A 21921-nucleotide genomic window follows, 5' to 3' on the forward strand; every position below is an offset into this window, starting at 1 on the left:
TTACTTTAGAACTCTCAAAATATCTTTACTCTTCTATAGTTGACTTTTCATCTTCAACAGTTTCTTCTTGAGAAACTTCTTGAGCGGATTCATCATAATCATTATTATCGTTATCTTCAATTTGGCTGCCTTGTTTTCCTTCGATAACTGCATTTGCAATAGTTTCAGTAATTAATTTTACTGCTCTAATTGCATCATCATTTCCTGGAATTGGAATATCAAGTTCCTCAGGATCACAATTTGTATCTACGATACCGATAACTGGAATTCCTAAAATATGAGCTTCTTTTACTGCTATTCTTTCTTTTTTAGGGTCAACTACAAATAATGCTTGAGGCATACCCTTCATTTCTTTAATTCCACCAAGGAATTTTTCAAGTTTTTCTCTTTCATGTAAAAGTTGAGCAACTTCTTTTTTTGGAAGAACATCGAAAGTACCATTTTCTTCCATTTCGAATAACTTATAAAGTCTTTCAATTCTCTTGTTAATAGTTTTAAAGTTTGTAAGAAGACCGCCTAACCATCTTTGGTTAATATAAGGCATTCCACATTTTGTAGCTTCTTTTTCAATTGCATCTTGAGCTTGTTTTTTTGTACCAACAAAAAGGATTTCTCCATTATTTGCTGCGATTTCTCTAGCAAAATCATAAGCTTCTTCTACTTTTTTAACAGTTTTTTGAAGATCAATTATATAAATACCGTTTCTTTCAGTAAATATAAATCTCTTCATCTTAGGGTTCCATCTTCTAGTTTGGTGTCCAAAGTGAACACCAGCTTCTAATAAGCTTTTCATTGAAATTACTGACATTTAAGCCACCTCCGTGTTTTTTTTCCTCCATTTTCATCATCTATCAAAAGGACCAAATTGGCAACTCAATTGATATCAAAAAATGTGTGTATTACTTACCGCATAAAAGTATACCATAGGATTTTATAATTATCAATATTTTGTTTATTTTGTAGACAATTTAATATTAAAATTTTTCATTTTGTTGTAAAATATTGATAATATATTAAGATATTTTTATTGGAGGGATAATTATGAAAAGATTTGTATGTTTAGCCTTGATAATTCAACTTTCAACACTTTTAGTTTCTTGTAAAAATCAAGAAAAAAACAAAATCAAATTGATGATGTAAAAGAAAACAAAATTGTTCAAGATACTAAAATAGAAAACTCAAAAAATTTAGTTACTGAGTCGAAAGAAGAAAAAAAATTTTGAAAAAAATTCCTTAGATTTGTTAAGAGAAAATTTGAATAATAAATCAAAAAAATTTGCTGTTGCTTATCTTGGCATTACAGAAAATCAACTAGATAAGAATTTTCAAAAATGGATTGAAGATAATAATCCTAAATTAGTTAGAGATTATCCTTTTATTAAAGAAATCCCTTTTGAAAATATTATTTCTAAAGATAAAAAAATAGGTCAAGCTTATTTAATAGTATCAGCAGATAAAAATGCATCTATTGCTGTAAATAGCCTCAAACTTTCAGAGGATTTTAATTTAATAACAGATGAAGTCTTATATAGAAAGGACTCTGCTGAGCCAATAATAATATTTTCGGATTCTCTTGAATTTCCAGATATAGAAATAAATATTGTACCAGAACATCAAGATCCTACAAATTGGAATCCCGGAATGCTCTGGAATTTAGATAATGATGAATTAAAAGATACTCAAGATTTTTTAGATTTTACACAATATGGAGAAAATGGAGTTAATGCCATTAGAGCCTTCCTTATAGATAGTGGATGGAGAAATTTAAGTGACAAGGAACTAGATGATACAACTTGGATTTATAAGGATTGGTATTTTGATTTTAATAAAGATAATTCAAACAAAGATTATGATGGGAAAATGGAATTTTATCAAATTGATGATAAAAATTTTGAACACATAAATAAATACTCAGGATCTTATAAGCTTTATGGAGATAAAATAAAGGTTGATATTTCAAATAAAAAGGGCAATAAAATAAAGTCTGAATACACTATACTTATTTTTGTTAATGATGAAATTCTTAGAATTGAAAAAAATTCTGATCCTAAAAATAATCTTCCATTTTTTAGTCCGGATAGCAATTTTGTAGAGCTAGTTAAGTCTTTTGGCTGAAACAAAATAGTAAGAATGTTTATATCAATATAGAGCATTAGAAAATTCATAAAATAAAAAAAGAGTCAGTTCGTAAAATACTGACTCTTTATGTATAAATCTCTCTTTTATTGAGAGATTTTTTTAATAGATTAGTAAGCAATAAATTTACTTCCTGCACATCCGCAAAGTGGACATTTTTCTTCTTCTTCAAAAGTAATATATCCGCATACAGGACATAAATAGATATTTTCAACATCAAGGTCTTTACCAGCATCTACTGCTTCTTTTGCAGTTAAATATCTTTCAGCATGAACTTTTTCTGCTGCTATTGCATATTTCATTGCTTTAACAGCTTCTTTTTCTTCTTGCATTTCAGCAACTGCAATATATGCAGGATACATTTGAGTTGATTCAAATATTTCTCCATCTCTTGCAGCTTCAAGATTTTCAGAAGTGCTGTTAATTCCGAAACCAGCCATTGAAGTTACAGGAAAATCTCCTGATACGTCTTTAAGAGCTTTAAAGTGAAGTGTTGCGTGAATTTTTTCTGCATCAGAAGTTGCATCAAAAAGTCTCTTTACATTTTTAAATCCATCTTTTTCAGCTACATCGCCCCAGATATTATATCTTGTACGAGCTTGAGATTCTCCACCGAAAGCTGATCTTAAGTTATCACTTGTCATTTGATTCATAATATTACCCCCATAAAATTTAATAATAAAATTACATTTAATATTATAGACTATTGTTTATGAAAAATCAAATAAATATACCAAATAAATCTAATATTTAATTTTGATTAATTAGTCAATGTTTTCAATTTTTTGTGTTTGGTCATAAGTTATTAAAGCGTCAATAATTTCATCTAAATCCCCATCGTTAATTGCATCAATTCTATGAGATGTAAAGTTGATTCTGTGGTCAGTCACTCTTCCTTGAGGATAATTATAAGTCCTAATTCTTTCAGACCTATCTCCAGTTCCAATTTGTGAAGATCTTTCCATGGATTCTTTTTCATTTTGCTCTTGAAGTTTTAAGTCATATAATTTTGACCTCAAAAGTTTCATGGCTTTTTCTTTATTCCTAAGTTGTGATTTTTCATCTTGGCAAGAAATTACTATACCTGTAGGAATATGTGTAAGTCTTACAGCAGAGTCCGTTGTATTTACACATTGTCCGCCATTGCCTGATGCACGAAATACATCAAATTTAACTTCAGTAGGATCAATCTCAATATCAACATCTTCAGCTTCAGGCAAAACTGCTACTGTTGCAGTAGACGTATGGATTCTTCCTCCACTTTCTGTTTCAGGAACTCTTTGAACTCTGTGAACTCCTGATTCATATTTTAATCTTGAGTAGGCACCATTTCCAATAATCATAAAAACTATTTCTTTGAAGCCACCAATACCAATTTCATTTGAAGAAATAGTTTCGACTTTAAATCCTGACCTTTCAGCATATCTTACATATTGCCTATAAAGGACTCCCGCAAATAGAGCTGCTTCATCGCCACCCGCACCAGCACGAATTTCTACCATAACATTTTTGCTGTCATTTTTATCCTTTGGTATTAATAAAATTTTAAGGTCATTTTCTAAATCCTCAATTTTTTTTGTAGCTTCATTTATCTCTTCTCTAACTAAATCCTTAAAATCATCATCTAATTTCTCTTTAATTAATTCTTTATTATCATTTAAAGAATTAAGCGTACTTTTATATTCTCTATATTTAGCAACAATAGGTTCAATCTCAGCATGCTCAATTGCTTTTTGCTGATATAATTTTGAGTCATTGATGACCTCTATATTGCTTAAATCTTTTTCAAGCGCTATTAATTTATCTTCAAAAACCGAAAGTTTTTCGTACATTTTTACCCCTATACCTTTAATCGTCCAACTACTACTCTATCAAAATTATTCAAATCCTTATGAATTTTAACATCAAACTTGTCTTTCATTAATTGTAAAACTTCATTTCCTTCATCATAGCCTATCTCGAAGATTAAAAATCCATTTTCTTTTAAATAGTCTTTAGATTCTTTTACTATCTTACGATAAAAAACAAGACCATCTTCCCCACCATCAAGTGCCAGTCTAGGTTCATGCTCCCTCACTTCAACTTGCAGATTTTCTATTTCTTTTGTTTTAATATAAGGTGGATTAGAGTATATTATGTCAAATTTATCATTTACCTTATCAAATAAGTCGCTCTCTATTATTTTAATATTAGAATTAAATTTATTTTTATTAATAGTTGTGTTTTTTATTGCCTGAGGACTTATGTCTAAGCCAGTAACGTCAATATCGCTTTCAAGGTCAATAGTTATACTTACTATCCCTGTACCACAACCAATTTCGAGCATGTTATTAATCTTATTATTTTTTATTATATCTAATAGTACCTCTATAGAAAGCTCTGTATCCTGTCTAGGTATCAAAACATCCTCTAAGACATCAAATCTTCTGCCATAAAAATCTTCACAAGCCAAAATATATTGTAGAGGATAACCCTCTTTTCTCTTTTCTAAAATATTAAAATATTTATCTTCGATTGATTTATTTAATTTCTCATCGTCATGAGCAATCAAATAAGACAAATCTTTTTCCAGAAGTTCTGCTAAAATTTTTCTACTTTCATAAATAGGATTTGTATATTCTAAATCTTTTAAATAATTTATTCCCTTTAATAGGGCTTCTCTTATTGTCATAAATTTAAGTAATAAAAAAGGTTAGCTAGGCTAACCTCATTGTCATTTATTTCTCTTATATCTGCTATTGAATTTTTCAATTCTTCCGCCATGATCAGAGAGTTTTTGCTTTCCTGTAAAGAAAGGATGACAAGCTGAACAAATTTCAACTTTTAAATCTTCTTTAACAGATCCCGTTTTAAAAGTATTGCCACAAGCACAAGTTACTGTAGCTTCTTTATAATCTGGATGAATTCCTTTTTTCATTGTTTAGCCCCCTTAAACTTATTTTATAACTCAATTTTAATATTATAACACAATTTTCATTGTAATACAAATACATTTATTTCCTTAATTATTATACAATAATTATCGCTATTAATCAACTTTTCCAGACCTTAAAAAATCTACTTTAAGAAAATTTTATTCTAAAAATTCATTATTATTTTTTGTCTTAGAAAGATTATCCAAAAATTTTTCAGTGACTTCCTCAATGTTATCTTCGTTTAAATTGTTTCTAAAATCATAGTTAAAGTCAAGTTCATTTTTATCTAATAAAAGCTCTTCTTTTCGAGTTCCTGATTTTAAAATATCAATTGCTGGGAAAATTCTCTTTTCAGAAAGACTTCTATTAAGATGAAGTTCCATATTACCAGTGCCTTTGAATTCTTCAAAAATTACATCATCCATCCTAGAACCAGTATCAACTAAGGCTGTTGCTAAAATTGTAAGACTTCCGCCTTCTTCAATATTTCTTGCTGCACCAAAAAACCTCTTTGGTTTATGAAGCGACAATGGATCAAGTCCACCAGAAAGAGTTTTACCACTTGTAGGCGTAACTAAATTATAAGCACGAGAAAGTCTTGTAAGTGAGTCTAATAAAATTACAACATCTTTTTTATTTTCAACTAATCTCTTTGCTCTGTCAATAACCATTTCTGCAACTCTTGTATGATTTTTAGGATTTTCATCAAATGTTGAATATATTACTTCTCCCTTTACAGATCTTTTCATATCTGTTACTTCTTCTGGCCTTTCATCAACTAATAATACTATTAAGTGCAATTCAGGATAATTTATATTTATTGATTTAGATATTTTCTTTAAGAGTGTAGTTTTTCCAGACTTAGGTTGTGATACAATAAGTCCTCTTTGTCCAAGACCTACTGGTGCAAGTAAATCTATAACTCTCATCGCTAAATCTTCATCATTTGTTTCTAAATTAATCTTCTTATTTGGATAAATAGGCGTTAAATTATCAAAAAATGGTCTGTTTAAAATTCTTGAAGGATGCATTCCATTTACAGATTTAATATATAACAAGGCATTGAAATTTTCGCCGTCTTTAGGGGGAGATTTTATTCCAAGAATTTCATCTCCATTTCTAAGCCTAAATTTTCTTATCTGTGATGGAGAAACATAAATATCTTCTTCACTTGGAAGATAATTTACCCTCCTCAAAAAGCCATAACCATCTTGATGTAGTTCTAAAATACCAGTGACATAATCCTTGTCCTCTAAGTTTTTTAAAGTCTCTTGAGCATTTTCTGAAAGATCTAATTTCTCTATTTTTTCATTTTCTTTTATTAAATTTATTTCTTTAATTAATTCTTCCTTTTTTAAATTGTAGGATTTATCTATTCCATAATCCTTTGCAATTTCCCTAAGCTCAGCTACCTTTAATTTATCTAAAGGCATTTCTTTTAAATCTTTTATTGGCAATTCTCCTCTTATAATATATGACTTCAAATCATCAATATCGTAATTACCTGCATCATTTAAGCCCAAAGATTTAGCAATTTTCCTTAAATCTTCTAGAGATTTGTTTTTTAATTCCTTATTATTGCTCATACCTGTAATTATTTAGCATAATCTGGTTTCAAATCAAGGGAATGAATTGATTTTATAAATCTTTGAGTGCCACTTGGAAGTCTCAAAACAAGTGTATCAGTTTTAGCTTTATTATCTCCATAGTATTTTACTCCTTCAAGAATTTCTCCTGAAGTTATGCCAGTTACAGAGAAAATAACTTCATTGCCCTTTACTAAATCCTCAATTGAATAAACTTTTTTTAAATCTGAATCCAAGTCTCTGCATCTTTGTTCTTGCTTTTCATCTGTTGGATGAAGTCTTCCTTGGAAGTCTCCGCCAAGACATTTAAGTGCAGCTGCTGCTATAACACCTTCTGGTGCTCCACCGCGGCCAATTACAAGGTCCACTCCAGAATCTTCATAACAAGTTTCTATTGCAGTAACAACATCTCCATCAGAAACCTTTTTAACTCTAGCTCCAATAGATATGATTTCTTTTATTAATTCTTCATGTCTAGGTCTATCAAGAACTGCTACTACAATATCATCAATATTTTTGTTTAAAGCTTTTGCAACTCTTTTAATATTTTCTGTTGGAGAATCATCTAATTTAATAAGACCTTTAGCTTTAGGTCCACAAGCAATTTTATCCATATAAATATCTGGTGCATTTAAAAGGCATCCCTTTGGTGCCACCGCTAAAACTGCAATAGAGTTATCAGTTCCATTTGCAATAGAGTTTGTTCCATCAATAGGGTCTACTGCTATATCAACTTCTTCTTCTCCATTTTTAGTACCAATTTTTTCGCCAATGTATAGCATAGGAGCTTCATCAATTTCTCCTTCTCCTATAACAACAGTTCCATCAATATCAACAGTATCAAACATTCTTCTCATTGCATCAACCGCTGCTCCGTCTGCTGCATTTTTATCGCCTTTACCAAGCCATTTACCTGCTGAAAGTGCAGCTGCTTCTGTTACTCTTGCTAAGTTTAATGCTAAATTTCTGTCCATCTTTACTTCTCCTTTGTCTTTACACTCTTAAAATCATCTAAAAATTTTTTTAAACCAATATCTGTTAAATTATGTTTTACCATTTCCTTAAAAACTTTATATGGAATAGTCCCAACATCTGCTCCACTCTTTGCAACTAATTCAACGTGATTAATATGTCTTATACTAGCTGCAATTATTTGTGTATCATAATTATAATTTTTAAATACTTTGGAAATATCTTCAACTAATTGTATTCCTGACATACCTATATCGTCAAGTCTTCCCATAAAAGGACTCACATAAGTTGCTCCTGCATTTGCTGCAAGGAGAGCTTGAGAAAGTGAAAAAATAAGAGTGACATTAGTTCTTATTCCCTCTTTACTAAGAATACTTACAGCTTTTAATCCTTCCTCAATCATCGGAATTTTAACGACAATATTTTTTGAAATCTTTGTAAGTTCCCTTGCTTCCTTCAAAATCCCATCTAAATCAGTAGAAATAACTTCGGCTGAAATATCGCCGTCTACTATTTCTGTAATTTCCTCAATGACATCTTCAAATACTCCGCCGTTTTTTGCAATTAAGCTAGGATTAGTTGTAACACCATCTAGGACTCCCCAAGAATTAATCTCACGAATTTCTTCAATGTTTGCAGTATCAATAAAAAATTTCATCTCTTCTAATCATCCCTTTCAAGTAAACAAACTGATTCTGAAGATATTCCTTCTTCTCTACCAATGAAACCAAGTTTTTCAGTTGTAGTTGCCTTTATAGAAATATTTTCAATATCAGTATTTAAAATTTCAGCAATAACTTTTCTCATGTCATCAATATATGGTGCAAGTTTTGGTTGTTGACATGCGACAACTGAATCAATATTTCCAATTTTATAATTCTTGGATTTCATAATTTCATAAACTCTTTTGAGAAGAATTTTAGAATCAATATCCTTGTATTCATTGTCATTATCTGGAAAATGGTAGCCAATATCTCTAAGTGCAAGAGCACCTAAAATTGAATCCATAATTGCATGAATAAGTACATCTGCATCTGAATGACCTAAAAGACCTTTTTCATAAGGAATTTCAATACCACCAATAAATAATTTTCTGCCAGAAACAAGTTCATGAACATCATAACCTATTCCTATTCTCATATATTCGCCTTCTTTACAAGTATATTTGCAATAGAAAGATCTTCTCTCGTAGTTATCTTTATATTGTCATAAGAGTTATAAATTAATTTTACTTTTACACCAGTTTTTTCAACTAAGGAGCAATCATCAGTCCCATAATAGCCTTCTGAATAGGCCTGTTCATAGGCTTTGGTAATAATTTCTCTTTTAAAGACTTGTGGTGTTTGCACTTGCCAAAGTCTGTCTCTATTAGGAGTATAATCCACAAGCTCGCCATCAGTAGAAACTTTTATGGTGTCTTTTACAGGGTTTGCAAGCACGCAAGCACCTGTTTCTTTTACATTCTCAATTGCTTCATCAATTTTATTTACTGATACAAAAGGTCTAGCACCATCATGAGTTAAAACAATATCAGTTTCTTTTGGCATATTTAAGAGACCGTTATTTATGGAATCTTGTCTTTCCTTGCCACCATAGACAATTTTATAATCCATATTTATTTTATATTTTTCAATTATATCATCTACATAAGGCATATCACTTTTTTTTACAATTAAAAGCAAGAAGTCTACGTACTTTGACTTTTCAATTTTTTTAATAGTATGAGCAAGAATAGGTGTACCATCTATAGTGAGAAATTGTTTATTTATTCCCATATTCATTCTTTTTCCCATACCTGCTGCAGCAACAAAGGCTGTTACAAATTTATTCTGATACATGGCATCACTCTTCTTCGATTTGTAGATTTTCAACAGCATATTTTAATAGCTCTCCAGCTATTGGAGCAGCTGCCTGTGAACCAAAATCTTTAACATTAGGAATAACAACAGCAATTGCAACTTTTGGGTCATCTGCTGGTGCAAAGCCAACAAACCATGCGTTATTAGTTCCTTCTTTTAAATCTAGTTGTGCAGTTCCAGTTTTACCTGCAACTTTAATCCCGGAAATATAGGCTTCCGTACCTGTACCATTATTTACAACATTTACCATGTATTTTTTTATTTGTTCTGCATTCTGTTTTGAAGTGACTTCACTTAATACAGTAGGAGAATTCCTCACAACATTCTTGCCATCTGAAGAGTCAATTCTTTTAACAATGTGAGGCTGCATCATTACACCCTCATTTGCAATAGTAGATGCAACCATGCACATCTCAAGCGGTGTGACTAATAGTGTATCATGACCAATACCGGCAGCACCTAAGGCAGTTCTGTCAAATCCATTTCTCTTGTAGTCCCAAGTGGAAGTTTCAAGTGGAAGTTCAAAATTTACTTTTTTATTTATCATGTATTTTTCAGAAATTTGTGACATTATATCTATTCCCATGTCCACAGATTTTCTTACGAAATAAGTATTCAAGGAATTAGTAAAGGCTTTTTTAAGATCAACTCTTCCATAAATTTTATTCCCAGCATTTTTAAACTCTCGACCGTTATCTATTTTTTCAACGCCTTCATCTGTATATTTTTGTGAAATTCCTGACTCTAAAATTGCTGTAGTTGTAACTATTTTATAAACAGAACCTGGTGCAAACTTTCCCTTTGTTGAAGCATTAAAGAGAGCCCCATTATTGGCTTCATTAATTGCTTGCATATCCTTGGCTATGTTTTGAGAATTAAAATCTGGAAGTGAAACCATTGACAGAACCTCTCCCGTTTTTGGATTCATTATTACAACTGAACCTTTTTTTGCGTTATCTGATAAGACCGCTCTAGTTTTTTCTTGTAAATTAGTATCTGTTGTTAAAGTTACATCATCCCCTGCATAAGGATCATATTTTTTATTAATTATTGACTTAAAAGTTTTTAAAATTTTTGAACCTTCTTTTCCAACAAGATAATCATTTAATTCCTTTTCTAATCCATACTTGTCTACAATTTTATCAGAATATCCTATAATGTGGGAATAAATAACAGGATGATTATATATTCTGTGATAATTATACTTTTCTCCATTTGAATAAGCTAAGATTTCATGATTTCTGTCGTAAAAAGTTCCCCTTTTAACTGAATTTTCCCTAAGCTCACTTCTTCTATTTGCAGGATGATTAATAACATCTCCTGCTTTAAAAACTGTAAAATAAGTTAAATAAATTATTGGCGAAACTAATAATATCATTAAAAAAACAAGTAAAACTAAAATTCTTTTATTATCTTTACTATTCATTATCTAGTCCCCTATCGTATTTATAAGACAAGTCTTCACTTGTAACTTGAAGGATACCTAATGCAACAAAGCAGGAAATCATAGAGCTACCTCCATAAGAAATAAAAGGAAGAGTAAGCCCTGTCATTGGAATTAATTTTATTACTCCACCTACATTCAAGAAGACTTGCACCGTAAATAAAATTGCAACTGCTAGAGCAAGAATTCTATAAAATAAATACTCTTGATTTATGGCAATTTTAATAGCCCTATAAACTAAAAGCATGTAGAGCATAATAATTCCAATACCAGTTAATATCCCCATTTCTTCACAAATTGCAGAAAAAATAACATCTGAATGTGCTAGTGTAATTTGTTTTGGATAGCCAAGTCCAATACCTTGTCCAAAAAATCCGCCTTCACTTATACCAAAAAGCGATTGAACAATTTGTCTTGCACTATTTATAACTTTATCTGCTGTCCATGGATTTAGCCAAATATCTACTCTATTTCTAACGTGAGAGAATAAAAAGTATCCAACAGTAGAGCCAAATACCATTAGTCCTATATTTACAAGAATGGATTTTCTGTCTTCATCGTAAATATATTGGATAAGAGTGTATATGGCAATAAATATTGCTGCTGTCCCAAGGTCTCTTTGAATAAATAAAAAGCCAACAAAAATATATATTACCCCCATCAAGTAATATGAAGTGTATTTATAATTTAGTTTTTTAAGTCTTGTTTGGAAAGTTGTATAAAATGAAGCTATTAAAAATATAACTAAAATTTTAGTGAATTCTGACAACTGAATTGTTATCCCCTCAGAAATTTCTATCCAGTTTTTGGCACCATATTTATCTGGAGCGAGAATAATTGTCAGTAAGAAAAATAAAATTGAAAGTCCTAAATAAAGACCTGTCATATATTCAAGCCTTCTCATAGCTCTAATAATAAAATAAGTTAAATAAAAAACTAATATACCTGCTAAGACCCAGATAAGTTGCCTCAATCCTAATTTAGGCGATAACCTATATATTGTTATAATCCCAAGACTTAAAAGCATGGAGACTATAAGAAAGATATAATTATCTCCCGAAGATACTTTTCCTAGAACTAGATTTGAAATATAAACAATTAAAATCAAGCCTAAAAATAAAATTACTATGTACCTATCAACATTGTTATTGTTAAAAGAAAACAACAATAGAATACTAAGAATTTCAAAAATTAAAAGAAGATTTCTAGGCTTTCTCTGTTTTAAAATATTATCTAACACAATTTCACCTTTTATCTACAAAAATAAATTGAATAAAACCAACGCCGATTTTATCGTTGTTTTGAAGTTCAATCACTTCATTTGGCTCGATTTTTGCACCATTTAAAAATGTTCCATTAGCAGAGCCAAGATCTTCGATAAAATAAGCTTGATTATCATCAATAATTTTTAAATGGTTTTTGCTAACAAATTTATCTTTTATAACTATATCATTTCTTGAACTTCTGCCAAGAGTTATATCGCCATCTATTACATAATACTCCTGCATCTTAAAGTTCAGTGAATCAAGTCTATTCACAACTTTTAAATAAGCATCATCAAGGGAATCTCCCCTATTAGTCATGCTTTTTACATCAAGATACATTAATCTTAAAATACTAAAAATAAAAAGATAAATTAAGATTATAAAAATATATCTCAACACTTGTGAGATTAACTCAAACATATTACACCTCTTTTGTTTAAACTCTATATAATTATATACTCTTTGCTTTTATTTTTCCACAATTTGTTATTTTAGGTTAATTGGGGATTTTCAAATTTTATGTTAAAATTAGTTTGGTGATAAAATGATTATATCAAATATAATTTTTGACAAAAAAAATTCCATATCATTTTTGATAATGGAGAAAAAATTGAAATTTCCGAAGAAACCCTTATAGAATTTGGTCTTTATAAGGGACAAGAAGTTGAAGATGAAATTATTGATAAATTAAAGTTTGAAGATGAAAAATCAAATGCACTTCTATTATCTTATAAATTTTTACAAAGAAATAAAACAGAAAAGCAACTCATTGATTACTTGTTTAAAAATAAAGTGAAACGAGAAATCATGGACATTATCATTCCTATTTTAAATGAAAAAAATATTTGAATGATGAAGATTATGCAAGGCGCTACTTATATGATGCAATGAATATAAATCGTTACGGAAAAATAAAAATCATTTATATGCTTAGGTCTAAGGGAATTAAAAATGACATAATAGAAAAAGTGATGACAGATTACGATTATGAACTTGAATATCTAAATGCAGAAGAACTTCTTAGAAAAAAATTAGAGAGGAATGAAAAGGATCCTAAAAAAATAAATTCTGCAAAAAAATATTTGCAGGGTCGAGGCTTTGAATTTGAAATTATAAATTTTGCAGTAGAAAATTATCTAAGTGAGAATTCAAATGATTAGTTATGTATATATTTTAAAATGCAGTGACGGAAGCCTATACACTGGCTACACTAATGACTTAGAAAAAAGACTTAATGCCCACAATTCTGGCATAGCATCAAAATATACTGCTTCTAGGCTTCCTCTTGTAATTGTATTTAGTGAAGCGTGTAAAGACAAATCTGATGCATTAAAAAAAGAATATTTTATAAAAACTTTAAATCGTTCTAATAAAATTAAATTAATCAATAAAAAATTATCCCTTCAAGACTTGTATGATGATTATTTATTAAAGAAATTAAATTCTAAGAAAAAGAAAAAAACTGATCCAAGTTAATTTTACTGAATCAGTTTTATTTTTTTATTTAATTTTATACATTTCTGTCAAAAAATTGTCTTCCTTTTCTATGAAGTCTCTCTCGCACAATTTATCCAACTTATTTTTAAATTCATCATAGGATAAGTTTTCTCCAGATTTTTTATTGTAATTCATCAAAACAAGACTTAAATTTGATGCATCAATTGGAAATAAATCCTTTGTGTCCATAAAAAACTTTTCAAACTCTTCATTGTCATGATCTTCAAGTTCATCAAAAGGATTTTCTGTGTGAGGAGAAACTGTATTTGCCGCCCTAATTCTTACAAAGGATGTTCTTCCTTTTTTTGCAGAGGAAATAAATACATCTCCCGAACTCAAATATGGAAGTCTCTTTGTTTCGTCTATAGAAAGATCAGTTTCCTCTTTTATTGTATCAATGTCAGATGCCCTTACAGTTCTAAAAATTAATTTTGTGTTTAGTTGAGCAGTAATAGTCTCATCTAATAAAGTTGGTCTCTGCGTTGCAAGGATTAAAAATACTCCATACTTTCTTCCTTCTTGTGAAATTTCACGCAAGATGCTTTTTGACGGTGTATCAAAACCCTTTGGTGCAAAATTATGTGCCTCGTCTGTAATAATTACAAAGGGAGGAAAATAATCGACTTTTGTATTATTTCTGTAAAGCTCGTCTCTATATTCCTTTCTGAGATAATATAATTTTGCCAAAAGATAAGTGGAAAATACATTTATCATTCTCGTTGAACCTTGGAGGACAACTAATTTTCTTCTCTTCAATAAATCTAAAAGTTCGTCAATATTATGTGAAAAAATTCCTTCATTTTGAAGATTTATTAATCTCCACAAAACTCCACGAACGCTCATAGAATTGCAAGTCTTGTCATATCTTTCGTAGACATCAAGAACTTCTTCAAGCCTATTTTTCTTACTTTGGTCTGGCTCTGCTGCAATTTCTGCTATTATTTTATCTCTCGAACCAATTTCTTGTCCCTCCAAAAGCATATCTAATTTGTTTTTAAAAGACTCAAAACTCGAACCCTTGGCTAACATTACATCAATAACATTGTTCATTGAATCTGTAAGAGGCGATGCTGCATTTAAAAGATTTTTTAAGTCTCTCTTTTGCAATTCCTGAAATTTTATTCCTGTGTGGATACCAATCTCAAGACACTTGAAATTGTCGCTATAATTTTTATTAGAAATTTCAGAATTATTTGAAAAATCCATTTCATAATGAGGGTCCATTACTATGGCAGGCACACCCATTTCCATTAATTCCTCTAAAACAACTCTAAGTCCAAAGGACTTACCAGAACCTGAACCTCCAAAGACTCCAATGTGTGGATATTGGTGCATTGACTTGTAATCAAATAAATAGGGTAGCTCCCTTTGTTTTAAATATTCATTGTTTTCAAAGGTGCTAAATAAATTTTTGTAAATATCATCCATGCCTCTTGCTATGTTATCAGTATTCTTTATTGAGCCTAGAATTAATGAATTATTTGGCTTATTATCTATTAACAAATTTTTAATTTCATTAAATTTTGGGGGCCTCAAATCACTTCCAGTTAGAGGTGGATATAGTAACTCTTCAAAAAATCTAAGTTTAGCAACATAAACTGTCTCATCACCAACATCATAACCCATAGAACCAAGAGAAGAGAGAACATCACTGTCAATAAAATCTCCACCAATATCAAGAGGAATAAATCTGTTAAAAGTTTTTGAATCTACAACTTCTCCAATAATATCGCCCTGAACTGGATCTCCAACTATTAAAAACTCATTGTTTCTAAAATTCTTTTCTTTTGAGCCAATATATACTTCCCTTGTGGTAGTAACTCCAAGTACCTTCATTTTTCCTCCTATAAAGTTCTTTTATCTCTCTCAGAAATAAAAAATCTCTCGTAAACATCTCTATCTAAGTATTCTTCTAAAAGCATTTTTAAAATTTCATCTGTAATTTTTACATCCTTGTCAACTATATCAAGCCAAAATGGAACTCCCCTTGATGACATAGGCGTAAGTGTATAAATTAAACTACAAATTTCTTCAAGATATTCCTCTTGCGTATCTAAAATGTCCACTCCAACAGCTCCAGGAAATTTCGAAGTCCTCATAAAGGCAGAAGAAAATCCTTCCCCCATTCCATCCTTGATAAACTTTTTATTTATTTCATTTTTTATTAAAATAGCTTCCCCAGTTTTTAATCTATTAAATAAAATTTCTCTGTCATAAATACTTTCGTTAATTTCAAGACTTCTTGATATGACATTAGTCTTTATATCCTTTATAACTCCAAATAGAATTATATTTTTCTTCTCACAACTTTCACGAAGCTCTTTAAATAAATCAAGGCAGTTGATTTTATATCTTATAAATCCACCATCCATCATCAAATAATCAAAATCATATTTATCAATATATTCTAGTGCCGTCTCAATTTCTATTGTTGCCAAAAGTTTTTGTGAAAGATTTTGCTCATCATAAAGTGAATTAAGAGTCGGTGTATAGACATTAGTTTTATATACTTCATTACCATCAGTTGACTTAGCAAGCCCCTGAAAAATTTCTATGAAATGTGGAAAGGCTCCTCCAGCTCTATTATTAGAGCCGTCAACACCAACTGTCTTTTTATATTTAGAGATTTTTTCTTTTGGGAATTTTTCCATTTCTATAATTTTTCCAACTTCACTATTTATTTTATGTCGAAAATCTTTGTTGTTTAATTTAAAAACAAAATCGTACTTATCTTTTAGATTTATATTTATATTTTTTATTTGTCCTTCAAGTTCATCTAAATTTATCATAAATCCAAACTCTCCTTGTAAACATCGTTCTTTGGAATATTATATTTTTTTGAAACTTCCTTAACAGCTTGAGATTTTTTAATTCCTTTTTTTAATTCTTCTTCCAAAAGTTTTCTTATATCATAGGTTTCTTTTTCAAAGTTTCCCTCTAAGCAAATTACAAATTCGCCCTTATCTGTAATATCTTTTTCAAGAATTCTTGATGTCGTTGATCTAATAGTTTCTTCGAAAACTTTTGTAATTTCCCTTGATATAGTGATTTTTCTCTCTCCAAAAACTTCATAGACATCACTTAAAAAGTCCTTAATCCTGTGAGGGGCTTCATAAAAAATCAGAGTGAATTTTAGCTCCTTTAAGCTTTCGAATTCTTTCTTTCTTGCAGATGATTTACTTGCTGTAAATCCATAAAAAAGAAAGTGTTCTGTATCAAGACCAGATAAAACTAAGGCAGTAAGAGCTGCATTGGCTCCAGGCAAAACTCTAAAATCAATATCTTCTTCGATTAATTTTTTAACGAGGATTGAGCCCGGATCACTTATGCCAGGCATTCCTGCATCAGTTACAAGAGCTATGTCTTTATCTTCTATATTTTCAATAATTTTTTCTGACATTTCAGCTTCGTTAAACTTATGATAAGTTCTAAGTTCAGCCTTTATGTCATAATGATTTAAAAGCTTTACTGTAACTCTTTTGTCCTCTGCAAAAATCATGTCTACTGACTTTAATATTTCAATTGTTCTTATCGTAATATCTCCTAGATTTCCAATAGGTGTTGGGCAAAAATAAATCATAGTATTACCTCATTTCTATAAACTCTTTTCATCTCATCACTATAATCAAATCCATCTCTTATGTAAAAATCTCTAAAATCATTGCCAAAGTTTGCCTGCTTTTTAGCAATAATTATTGATGTCTTTGATCTTTTATTAGTATTACCATGAATATTTATAATATTCTTAACCTTTAACCCAGTCATATTTATCTTATAAATCAGTTCTGCAAGTCTGTAAGTCGGATAAATTATGTAAAGACTTCCAGAATTTTTGAGAAGATAATTAATTATCTTAATGCTACCTTCTATGTCAAAAAAATGCTTGGCTTCAATTGTATCAAACTTTATATTATCAAAATCATAGTAAGGTGGATTAAAAATTACTGCATCAAAATAATTTGTGTCATAATAACTTTTTAAATTAAAAATATCTTCTTCCAATAAATTTATTTTAGCCTCTAATTTGTTAATATAAATGGACTTATTTAAGGTTTCCAAAACCTTTTTATTTTTATCTACTGCGTGAACTTCGTAAAATCTGTCACAAATTCTAAAAGATAAAATCCCATTGCCACAACCAAGATCTATTACTCTTTTACTTGATTTAACAAAAGAAGATAAAATCAAAGAGTCTGTTGTGTATTTAAACTCTTCCTCATCTTGAAAAATTATATAATTTGTTCCCGGAACTTTATCCTCTTTCATATTTCACCCTTTAAAACTTTTAAAGCTTCCTTATATTTTTTATCGGCATTAGACTTTAGTTCACTACTTGTAACGTCACTTAATCTTCCACCTTTAATTAAATCTTGAAGCTTAACTAAATCGTAATTTAATCTTCCATTGTTCCAGTATCTATTAACATAAGTCGGATAAACGCCATATTCTTTTAATTTCGTTTCGCCACTTATATTATCCTTTTCAATAACTAATTTTATAAGTGCTCCAGTATCTACGCCAGATTTTTTTAAATATTCAACCCTTTGATTTGAAAGAGCGTTTCCCATAGAATAAATAGTAAAATATTTTTTATCATTTTTTTCTTCCACTTCATATTTTTGCAATACATGGGGATGAGAACCTAAAATAATATCTGCTCCATATTCTTGAAGTTTTTCTTTTAAATAAATTTGCCTTTCACTTGGGACTAATTGGTATTCATTGCCCCAATGTGGATAGACAATAACAATATCGGAATTGTCCTTTAAGTTTTCAATATCTGACTTCACATCTTGAGCAAAAGTATTTACAGAATACTCTTTACCTCTAATCAAAGAATCCATACCATTTAAAGTGTCTGTAAAGGAAATAAGTCCAATTTTTATACCATTTTTTTCGACAACAATTCCTTTCTCGCCATCTTCTGTGAGAGTACCAAAATTTTTCATACCACTTTCATTTATGTGAGAAATAGTTTCTCCTATTCCGTCAAGTCCCGTATCAAGTGCATGATTATTGGCAGTTGAAAGAGCGTCAAAGCCAGCCTTCTTGAGTGAATAAATTGTTTCCTTCGGAAAATTAAAAAGAGGAAAACCAGATAGTTTTCTATTTGAATTTACAGAGCCCTCAAAGTTTGCAAGGGAAAGGTCAGCTTCATTGATATCAGAAGAAATATTATAAAAAATTGGCGTGAAATCATAGGAATCATTATTTCTATAATTTTTTACAATTGGTTGATGAAAAATCATATCTCCCATAGCAAGAATTTTTACCTCTGACTTATCTTCTTTTTTTATTTTTTCAGTTTTTGAATTTTTAGATATATTAACTTTATTTTCAACATTGTCAAAATTAAAATCCATAGTATAGGATATGTAAAGTCCCAGCGTCAAAATAAAAATAAGGGCAATTATGAAAATATTTTTTATATTTTTCAATCTTCACCTCTGCTAAATTCACAACCACAGTAATCTTGCCTATACATATTAAATTTATCAGTTAGCTCAACTGATCTCCTAAATCCATTTTTCTTTTTAAAATCTGAAAATAAATAAGAAACTTTATACTCTTCTGACACAAATTTACCAAGTCTATTTAAAATCTGCGAATCCTTATGTGGCGAAATGGAAAGTGTTGTTGTAAAGTAGTCATAATTATTTTCTGCCGCATACTTTGCCGTTTCTTCAAGCCTTTGCCTATAACACCTAAAGCATCTAGCTCCGCCTTCTTTATATTTTTCAAAACCTTTTATGTAAGATAAAAACTCATCATGATTGTATTTTATAATTTTAACATCAATTTTATCATTAAGTCCTAAATCTTTTACAAGTTGAATTTGTTCATCTGACCTTCTATAAAATTCATATTCCGTATCTATGTTTGGATTGTAATAAAATACATCAATGTCAAAATAATCGCTTATTCTTTCTAAGACTGCAGAAGAACAAGGACCACAGCAAGAATGCAAAAGAAGTTTAGGCTTATCTCCTTCATTAATATTTTTTATAACCTTTTCCATTTCCAAATTGTAATTTATTTTATTCAAATTATCACCTAAAAAATTAGACTAGTTTCCTAGTCCAAATTATTTTGTATTCTTTTGTCTACTCTTAGCTATGAGTCTAATTGCTATCCCAAAAATTATAATGCCAATACTAACAATTTGAGATACTCTAAAGGCACCAATATAAAGTGAATCTGTCCTCATTCCTTCAATGAAAAATCTTGCTATACCGTAGACTATCATGTAAATAGAAATAAGCTGACCCTCAAATTTTTGTCTTTTTGAAAGATAAAAGTACAAAAACAAGAAAATTGAAAAATTCACAATTGATTCATAAAAAAATGTTGGATGAACCCTCTCGCCATCAACTAAGATAGCCCAAGGTACATTTGTTACTCCACCATGAGCTTCGCCATTAATATAATTTCCCCATCTGCCAATTGCTTGTGCAAGGGCAAGACCTGGTGCAACACAATCTGCTAAAGTCAAAAAATTTACTTTCTTGCGTCTGCAAAAAATATATACTGTAATACCACCAGCTATGATGCCGCCATAAATAGCAAGTCCGCCATTTCTTATGGCAAAAATTTCATTTAAGTGTTGGCTATAATATTCCCACTCAAAAATAACATAATAGAGTCTTGCACCAAGAACGCCAATTAAAACAGAAAATAGAGAAACGTCAGTGGAAATATCCTTGTAAAGACCATTTCTATAATTTTTCCTCTCAGCCATTTTTTCTGTAAAAAATATAGCTAAAAATACCCCAAGTGCGATTAAAATTCCGTACCATTTAACTTCTATTCCAAAAATTGTAAAGGCAACGGGATTTATTTTCATAATGATTTACTCTCCTCATAAATTGCCACACCAGCAGATACACCAAGCCTATCAGCACCATTATTTACCATTTCTATTGCTTTTTTATAATCTCTTATTCCACCACTTGCTTTTACTTTAACTCTATCTGAAACAGAATCTTTCATTAATTTAACATCTTCTGCATCTGCGCCTGAAGTTGAAAAACCAGTTGAAGTTTTTACAAAATCAGCCCTAGCTTTATCTGATAATTGGCAAGCTTTTTTTATTTCATCCTTAGTTAAAAGGCAGTTTTCTAAAATCACTTTTAAAATTGCATCCTTGTCGTGGCAGATTTTTGCAAGTTCAGCAATTTCATCTTCAACTTCGTCAAATTTCTTTGACTTCATGTATCCAATGTTAATTACCATGTCAATTTCGTCTGCACCATTTTCAAGAGCATTTTTAGTTTCAAAAATTTTAGTTTCTTTTGTATTTGCTCCCAAAGGAAAACCAATTACAGTGCATACCTTAACATCAGTATCTTTTAACATTTCTGCACATTTTTTAACCCAAATAGGATTTACACAAACTGAACAAAAATTATATTCAATTGCTTCTTTAACAAGTTCTTCAATTTGTTTTTCAGTTGATTCTGCTTTTAAAAGTGTGTGGTCAATAAGTCTATTAATTTCCATTAATCTCTCTCCCATGAAGTGTAAACATCAGTTACATCATCATTGTCTTCTAAGGCATCAATTAATTTATCCATATTTTTAATATCTTCCTCATCAGTAAGCTCAGTTGTAGTTTGTGGGATGTAAGTTATTTCAGATTCTATAAAAGAATGCCCAGCATCTTCTAAAACTTTTCTAACTTCAATATAGTCTTCAGGAGATGTCACAATTTCGAAAGCTTCTCCCCTATCAATTACATCTTCTGCCCCTGCATCAATTGCAGTTAGCGTAAACTCATCTTCATCAAGTCCTTCTTTAAGAACTCCAAGAGAACCCTTTTTATCAAACATAAAGGAAACACAACCAGGTTGTCCAAGATTTCCACTATACTTATCAAATAAATGCCTTACTTCTGGTGCAGTTCTATTTCTATTGTCTGTCAAGCAACTTACCATTACGGCAACTCCGCCTGGACCATAACCTTCATATACAATTTCTTCAAAGTTATCGTCATTGTCACTGCCTCCAGCTTTTACAATTGCCCTATCAATATTATCATTAGGCATATTTTCAGCCTTAGCTTTATCAATAGCAACTTTAAGAGATGGGTTGTAATCTGGATCAAGTCCACCTTCTTTAGCCGCAACAGTTATTTGTCTAGCAAGTTTAGTAAAAATTTTACCTTTTTTTGCGTCTTCCTTACCTTTTTTATTTTTAATATTATTCCATTTAGAATGTCCTGACATTTAATCACCTTTCTATATAAAT

Annotated in this window: 25 protein-coding genes; 3 read left to right on the forward strand and 22 right to left on the reverse strand. The window is 30.1% G+C overall.

The annotated features are described in order from the left end of the window. Nucleotides 1-25: 25 nt before the first annotated feature. Nucleotides 26-808: a 30S ribosomal protein S2 gene (rpsB, locus tag PTSHG_RS01580; RefSeq protein WP_019107182.1), complete on the reverse strand. Its 783-nt coding sequence runs from the start codon at nucleotides 806-808 to the stop codon at nucleotides 26-28. A 446-nt stretch (nucleotides 809-1254) separates the two neighbouring features. On the opposite strand from rpsB, the gene PTSHG_RS01590 reads away from it, so the two are divergent. Beyond that, nucleotides 1255-2115: a hypothetical protein gene (locus PTSHG_RS01590; RefSeq protein ID WP_019107184.1), complete on the forward strand. Its 861-nt coding sequence runs from the start codon at nucleotides 1255-1257 to the stop codon at nucleotides 2113-2115. Between the two features lie 131 nt (nucleotides 2116-2246). On the opposite strand, the gene PTSHG_RS01595 is transcribed toward PTSHG_RS01590, so the two are convergent. The 12 genes from PTSHG_RS01595 to PTSHG_RS01650 form a co-directional block, all read right to left on the reverse strand. Then, on the reverse strand, nucleotides 2247-2789 hold the full coding sequence (locus PTSHG_RS01595) for a rubrerythrin family protein (protein WP_019107185.1): 543 nt from the start codon (nucleotides 2787-2789) through the stop codon (nucleotides 2247-2249). A 111-nt stretch (nucleotides 2790-2900) separates the two neighbouring features. Further along, nucleotides 2901-3968: a peptide chain release factor 1 gene (prfA, locus tag PTSHG_RS01600; RefSeq protein ID WP_019107186.1), complete on the reverse strand. Its 1068-nt coding sequence runs from the start codon at nucleotides 3966-3968 to the stop codon at nucleotides 2901-2903. 8 nt (nucleotides 3969-3976) lie between these two features. Continuing rightward, nucleotides 3977-4807, reverse strand: coding sequence for a peptide chain release factor N(5)-glutamine methyltransferase (gene prmC, locus PTSHG_RS01605; protein ID WP_019107187.1), 831 nt, complete (start codon nucleotides 4805-4807; stop codon nucleotides 3977-3979). 42 nt (nucleotides 4808-4849) lie between these two features. After that, the gene (gene rpmE, locus PTSHG_RS01610; protein ID WP_005956574.1) at nucleotides 4850-5053 is read right to left on the reverse strand and encodes a 50S ribosomal protein L31; all 204 of its coding nucleotides are present in this window, start codon (nucleotides 5051-5053) and stop codon (nucleotides 4850-4852) included. A 156-nt stretch (nucleotides 5054-5209) separates the two neighbouring features. Continuing rightward, complete coding sequence (gene rho / locus PTSHG_RS01615; RefSeq protein ID WP_019107188.1) at nucleotides 5210-6637, reverse strand: transcription termination factor Rho; 1428 nt, start codon at nucleotides 6635-6637, stop codon at nucleotides 5210-5212. A gap of 8 nt (nucleotides 6638-6645) precedes the next feature. Then, a complete protein-coding gene (gene glpX, locus PTSHG_RS01620; RefSeq protein WP_019107189.1) occupies nucleotides 6646-7611 on the reverse strand; it encodes a class II fructose-bisphosphatase in 966 nt (321 codons plus the stop codon). A 2-nt stretch (nucleotides 7612-7613) separates the two neighbouring features. Further along, nucleotides 7614-8267, reverse strand: a complete 654-nt coding sequence (gene fsa / locus PTSHG_RS01625; RefSeq protein WP_019107190.1) for a fructose-6-phosphate aldolase — start codon at nucleotides 8265-8267, stop codon at nucleotides 7614-7616. A gap of 5 nt (nucleotides 8268-8272) precedes the next feature. After that, a complete protein-coding gene (gene ispF / locus PTSHG_RS01630) occupies nucleotides 8273-8749 on the reverse strand; it encodes a 2-C-methyl-D-erythritol 2,4-cyclodiphosphate synthase (protein WP_019107191.1) in 477 nt (158 codons plus the stop codon). Further along, complete coding sequence (gene ispD / locus PTSHG_RS01635) at nucleotides 8746-9447, reverse strand: 2-C-methyl-D-erythritol 4-phosphate cytidylyltransferase (protein ID WP_019107192.1); 702 nt, start codon at nucleotides 9445-9447, stop codon at nucleotides 8746-8748. Before ispD ends, ispF begins: the two co-directional genes overlap by 4 nt. Before the next feature lie 4 nt (nucleotides 9448-9451). Beyond that, on the reverse strand, nucleotides 9452-10894 hold the full coding sequence (locus PTSHG_RS01640; protein WP_019107193.1) for a peptidoglycan D,D-transpeptidase FtsI family protein: 1443 nt from the start codon (nucleotides 10892-10894) through the stop codon (nucleotides 9452-9454). Beyond that, the gene (locus PTSHG_RS01645) at nucleotides 10887-12152 is read right to left on the reverse strand and encodes an FtsW/RodA/SpoVE family cell cycle protein (protein ID WP_019107194.1); all 1266 of its coding nucleotides are present in this window, start codon (nucleotides 12150-12152) and stop codon (nucleotides 10887-10889) included. Before PTSHG_RS01645 ends, PTSHG_RS01640 begins: the two co-directional genes overlap by 8 nt. A gap of 4 nt (nucleotides 12153-12156) precedes the next feature. After that, nucleotides 12157-12597: an FHA domain-containing protein gene (locus tag PTSHG_RS01650; protein WP_019107195.1), complete on the reverse strand. Its 441-nt coding sequence runs from the start codon at nucleotides 12595-12597 to the stop codon at nucleotides 12157-12159. Nucleotides 12598-13022: 425 nt separating this feature from the next. Between PTSHG_RS01650 and PTSHG_RS01655 the strand changes: the two genes are divergently transcribed. Next, the gene (locus tag PTSHG_RS01655; protein WP_019107196.1) at nucleotides 13023-13337 is read left to right on the forward strand and encodes a regulatory protein RecX; all 315 of its coding nucleotides are present in this window, start codon (nucleotides 13023-13025) and stop codon (nucleotides 13335-13337) included. Beyond that, nucleotides 13330-13653 (forward strand): GIY-YIG nuclease family protein, encoded by a 324-nt coding sequence (locus PTSHG_RS01660; RefSeq protein ID WP_019107197.1) that lies wholly within the window; start codon nucleotides 13330-13332, stop codon nucleotides 13651-13653. The genes PTSHG_RS01655 and PTSHG_RS01660 overlap by 8 nt, the downstream gene beginning before the upstream one ends. Nucleotides 13654-13677: 24 nt before the next feature. On the opposite strand, the gene PTSHG_RS01665 is transcribed toward PTSHG_RS01660, so the two are convergent. From PTSHG_RS01665 to PTSHG_RS01705, 9 genes are read right to left on the reverse strand one after another with little or no spacing between them, the layout of a single operon-like run. After that, nucleotides 13678-15510: an ATP-binding protein gene (locus PTSHG_RS01665; protein ID WP_019107198.1), complete on the reverse strand. Its 1833-nt coding sequence runs from the start codon at nucleotides 15508-15510 to the stop codon at nucleotides 13678-13680. 8 nt (nucleotides 15511-15518) lie between these two features. After that, on the reverse strand, nucleotides 15519-16463 hold the full coding sequence (locus tag PTSHG_RS01670; RefSeq protein ID WP_019107199.1) for a DNA double-strand break repair nuclease NurA: 945 nt from the start codon (nucleotides 16461-16463) through the stop codon (nucleotides 15519-15521). Next, nucleotides 16460-17254, reverse strand: coding sequence for a 16S rRNA (cytidine(1402)-2'-O)-methyltransferase (gene rsmI, locus PTSHG_RS01675; RefSeq protein WP_019107200.1), 795 nt, complete (start codon nucleotides 17252-17254; stop codon nucleotides 16460-16462). Before rsmI ends, PTSHG_RS01670 begins: the two co-directional genes overlap by 4 nt. Next, nucleotides 17251-17940 carry a tRNA1(Val) (adenine(37)-N6)-methyltransferase gene (locus tag PTSHG_RS01680; RefSeq protein WP_019107201.1) on the reverse strand — a complete coding sequence of 230 codons (690 nt, stop codon included), beginning with the start codon at nucleotides 17938-17940 and terminating at the stop codon, nucleotides 17251-17253. The genes rsmI and PTSHG_RS01680 overlap by 4 nt, the downstream gene beginning before the upstream one ends. Continuing rightward, nucleotides 17937-19112 carry a CapA family protein gene (locus PTSHG_RS01685; protein ID WP_019107202.1) on the reverse strand — a complete coding sequence of 392 codons (1176 nt, stop codon included), beginning with the start codon at nucleotides 19110-19112 and terminating at the stop codon, nucleotides 17937-17939. Before PTSHG_RS01685 ends, PTSHG_RS01680 begins: the two co-directional genes overlap by 4 nt. Further along, nucleotides 19109-19720, reverse strand: coding sequence for an epoxyqueuosine reductase QueH (locus PTSHG_RS01690; RefSeq protein ID WP_019107203.1), 612 nt, complete (start codon nucleotides 19718-19720; stop codon nucleotides 19109-19111). Before PTSHG_RS01690 ends, PTSHG_RS01685 begins: the two co-directional genes overlap by 4 nt. A gap of 39 nt (nucleotides 19721-19759) precedes the next feature. Beyond that, nucleotides 19760-20518: a prolipoprotein diacylglyceryl transferase gene (gene lgt / locus PTSHG_RS01695; protein ID WP_019107204.1), complete on the reverse strand. Its 759-nt coding sequence runs from the start codon at nucleotides 20516-20518 to the stop codon at nucleotides 19760-19762. Continuing rightward, a complete protein-coding gene (gene deoC / locus PTSHG_RS01700) occupies nucleotides 20515-21174 on the reverse strand; it encodes a deoxyribose-phosphate aldolase (RefSeq protein WP_019107205.1) in 660 nt (219 codons plus the stop codon). The genes lgt and deoC overlap by 4 nt, the downstream gene beginning before the upstream one ends. Then, nucleotides 21174-21899, reverse strand: coding sequence for a YebC/PmpR family DNA-binding transcriptional regulator (locus tag PTSHG_RS01705; RefSeq protein ID WP_019107206.1), 726 nt, complete (start codon nucleotides 21897-21899; stop codon nucleotides 21174-21176). Before PTSHG_RS01705 ends, deoC begins: the two co-directional genes overlap by 1 nt. Nucleotides 21900-21921 lie beyond the last annotated feature (22 nt).

The sequence above is a fragment of the Peptoniphilus senegalensis JC140 genome, assembly GCF_000321025.1.
Taxonomy (GTDB): domain Bacteria; phylum Bacillota; class Clostridia; order Tissierellales; family Peptoniphilaceae; genus Peptoniphilus_A; species Peptoniphilus_A senegalensis.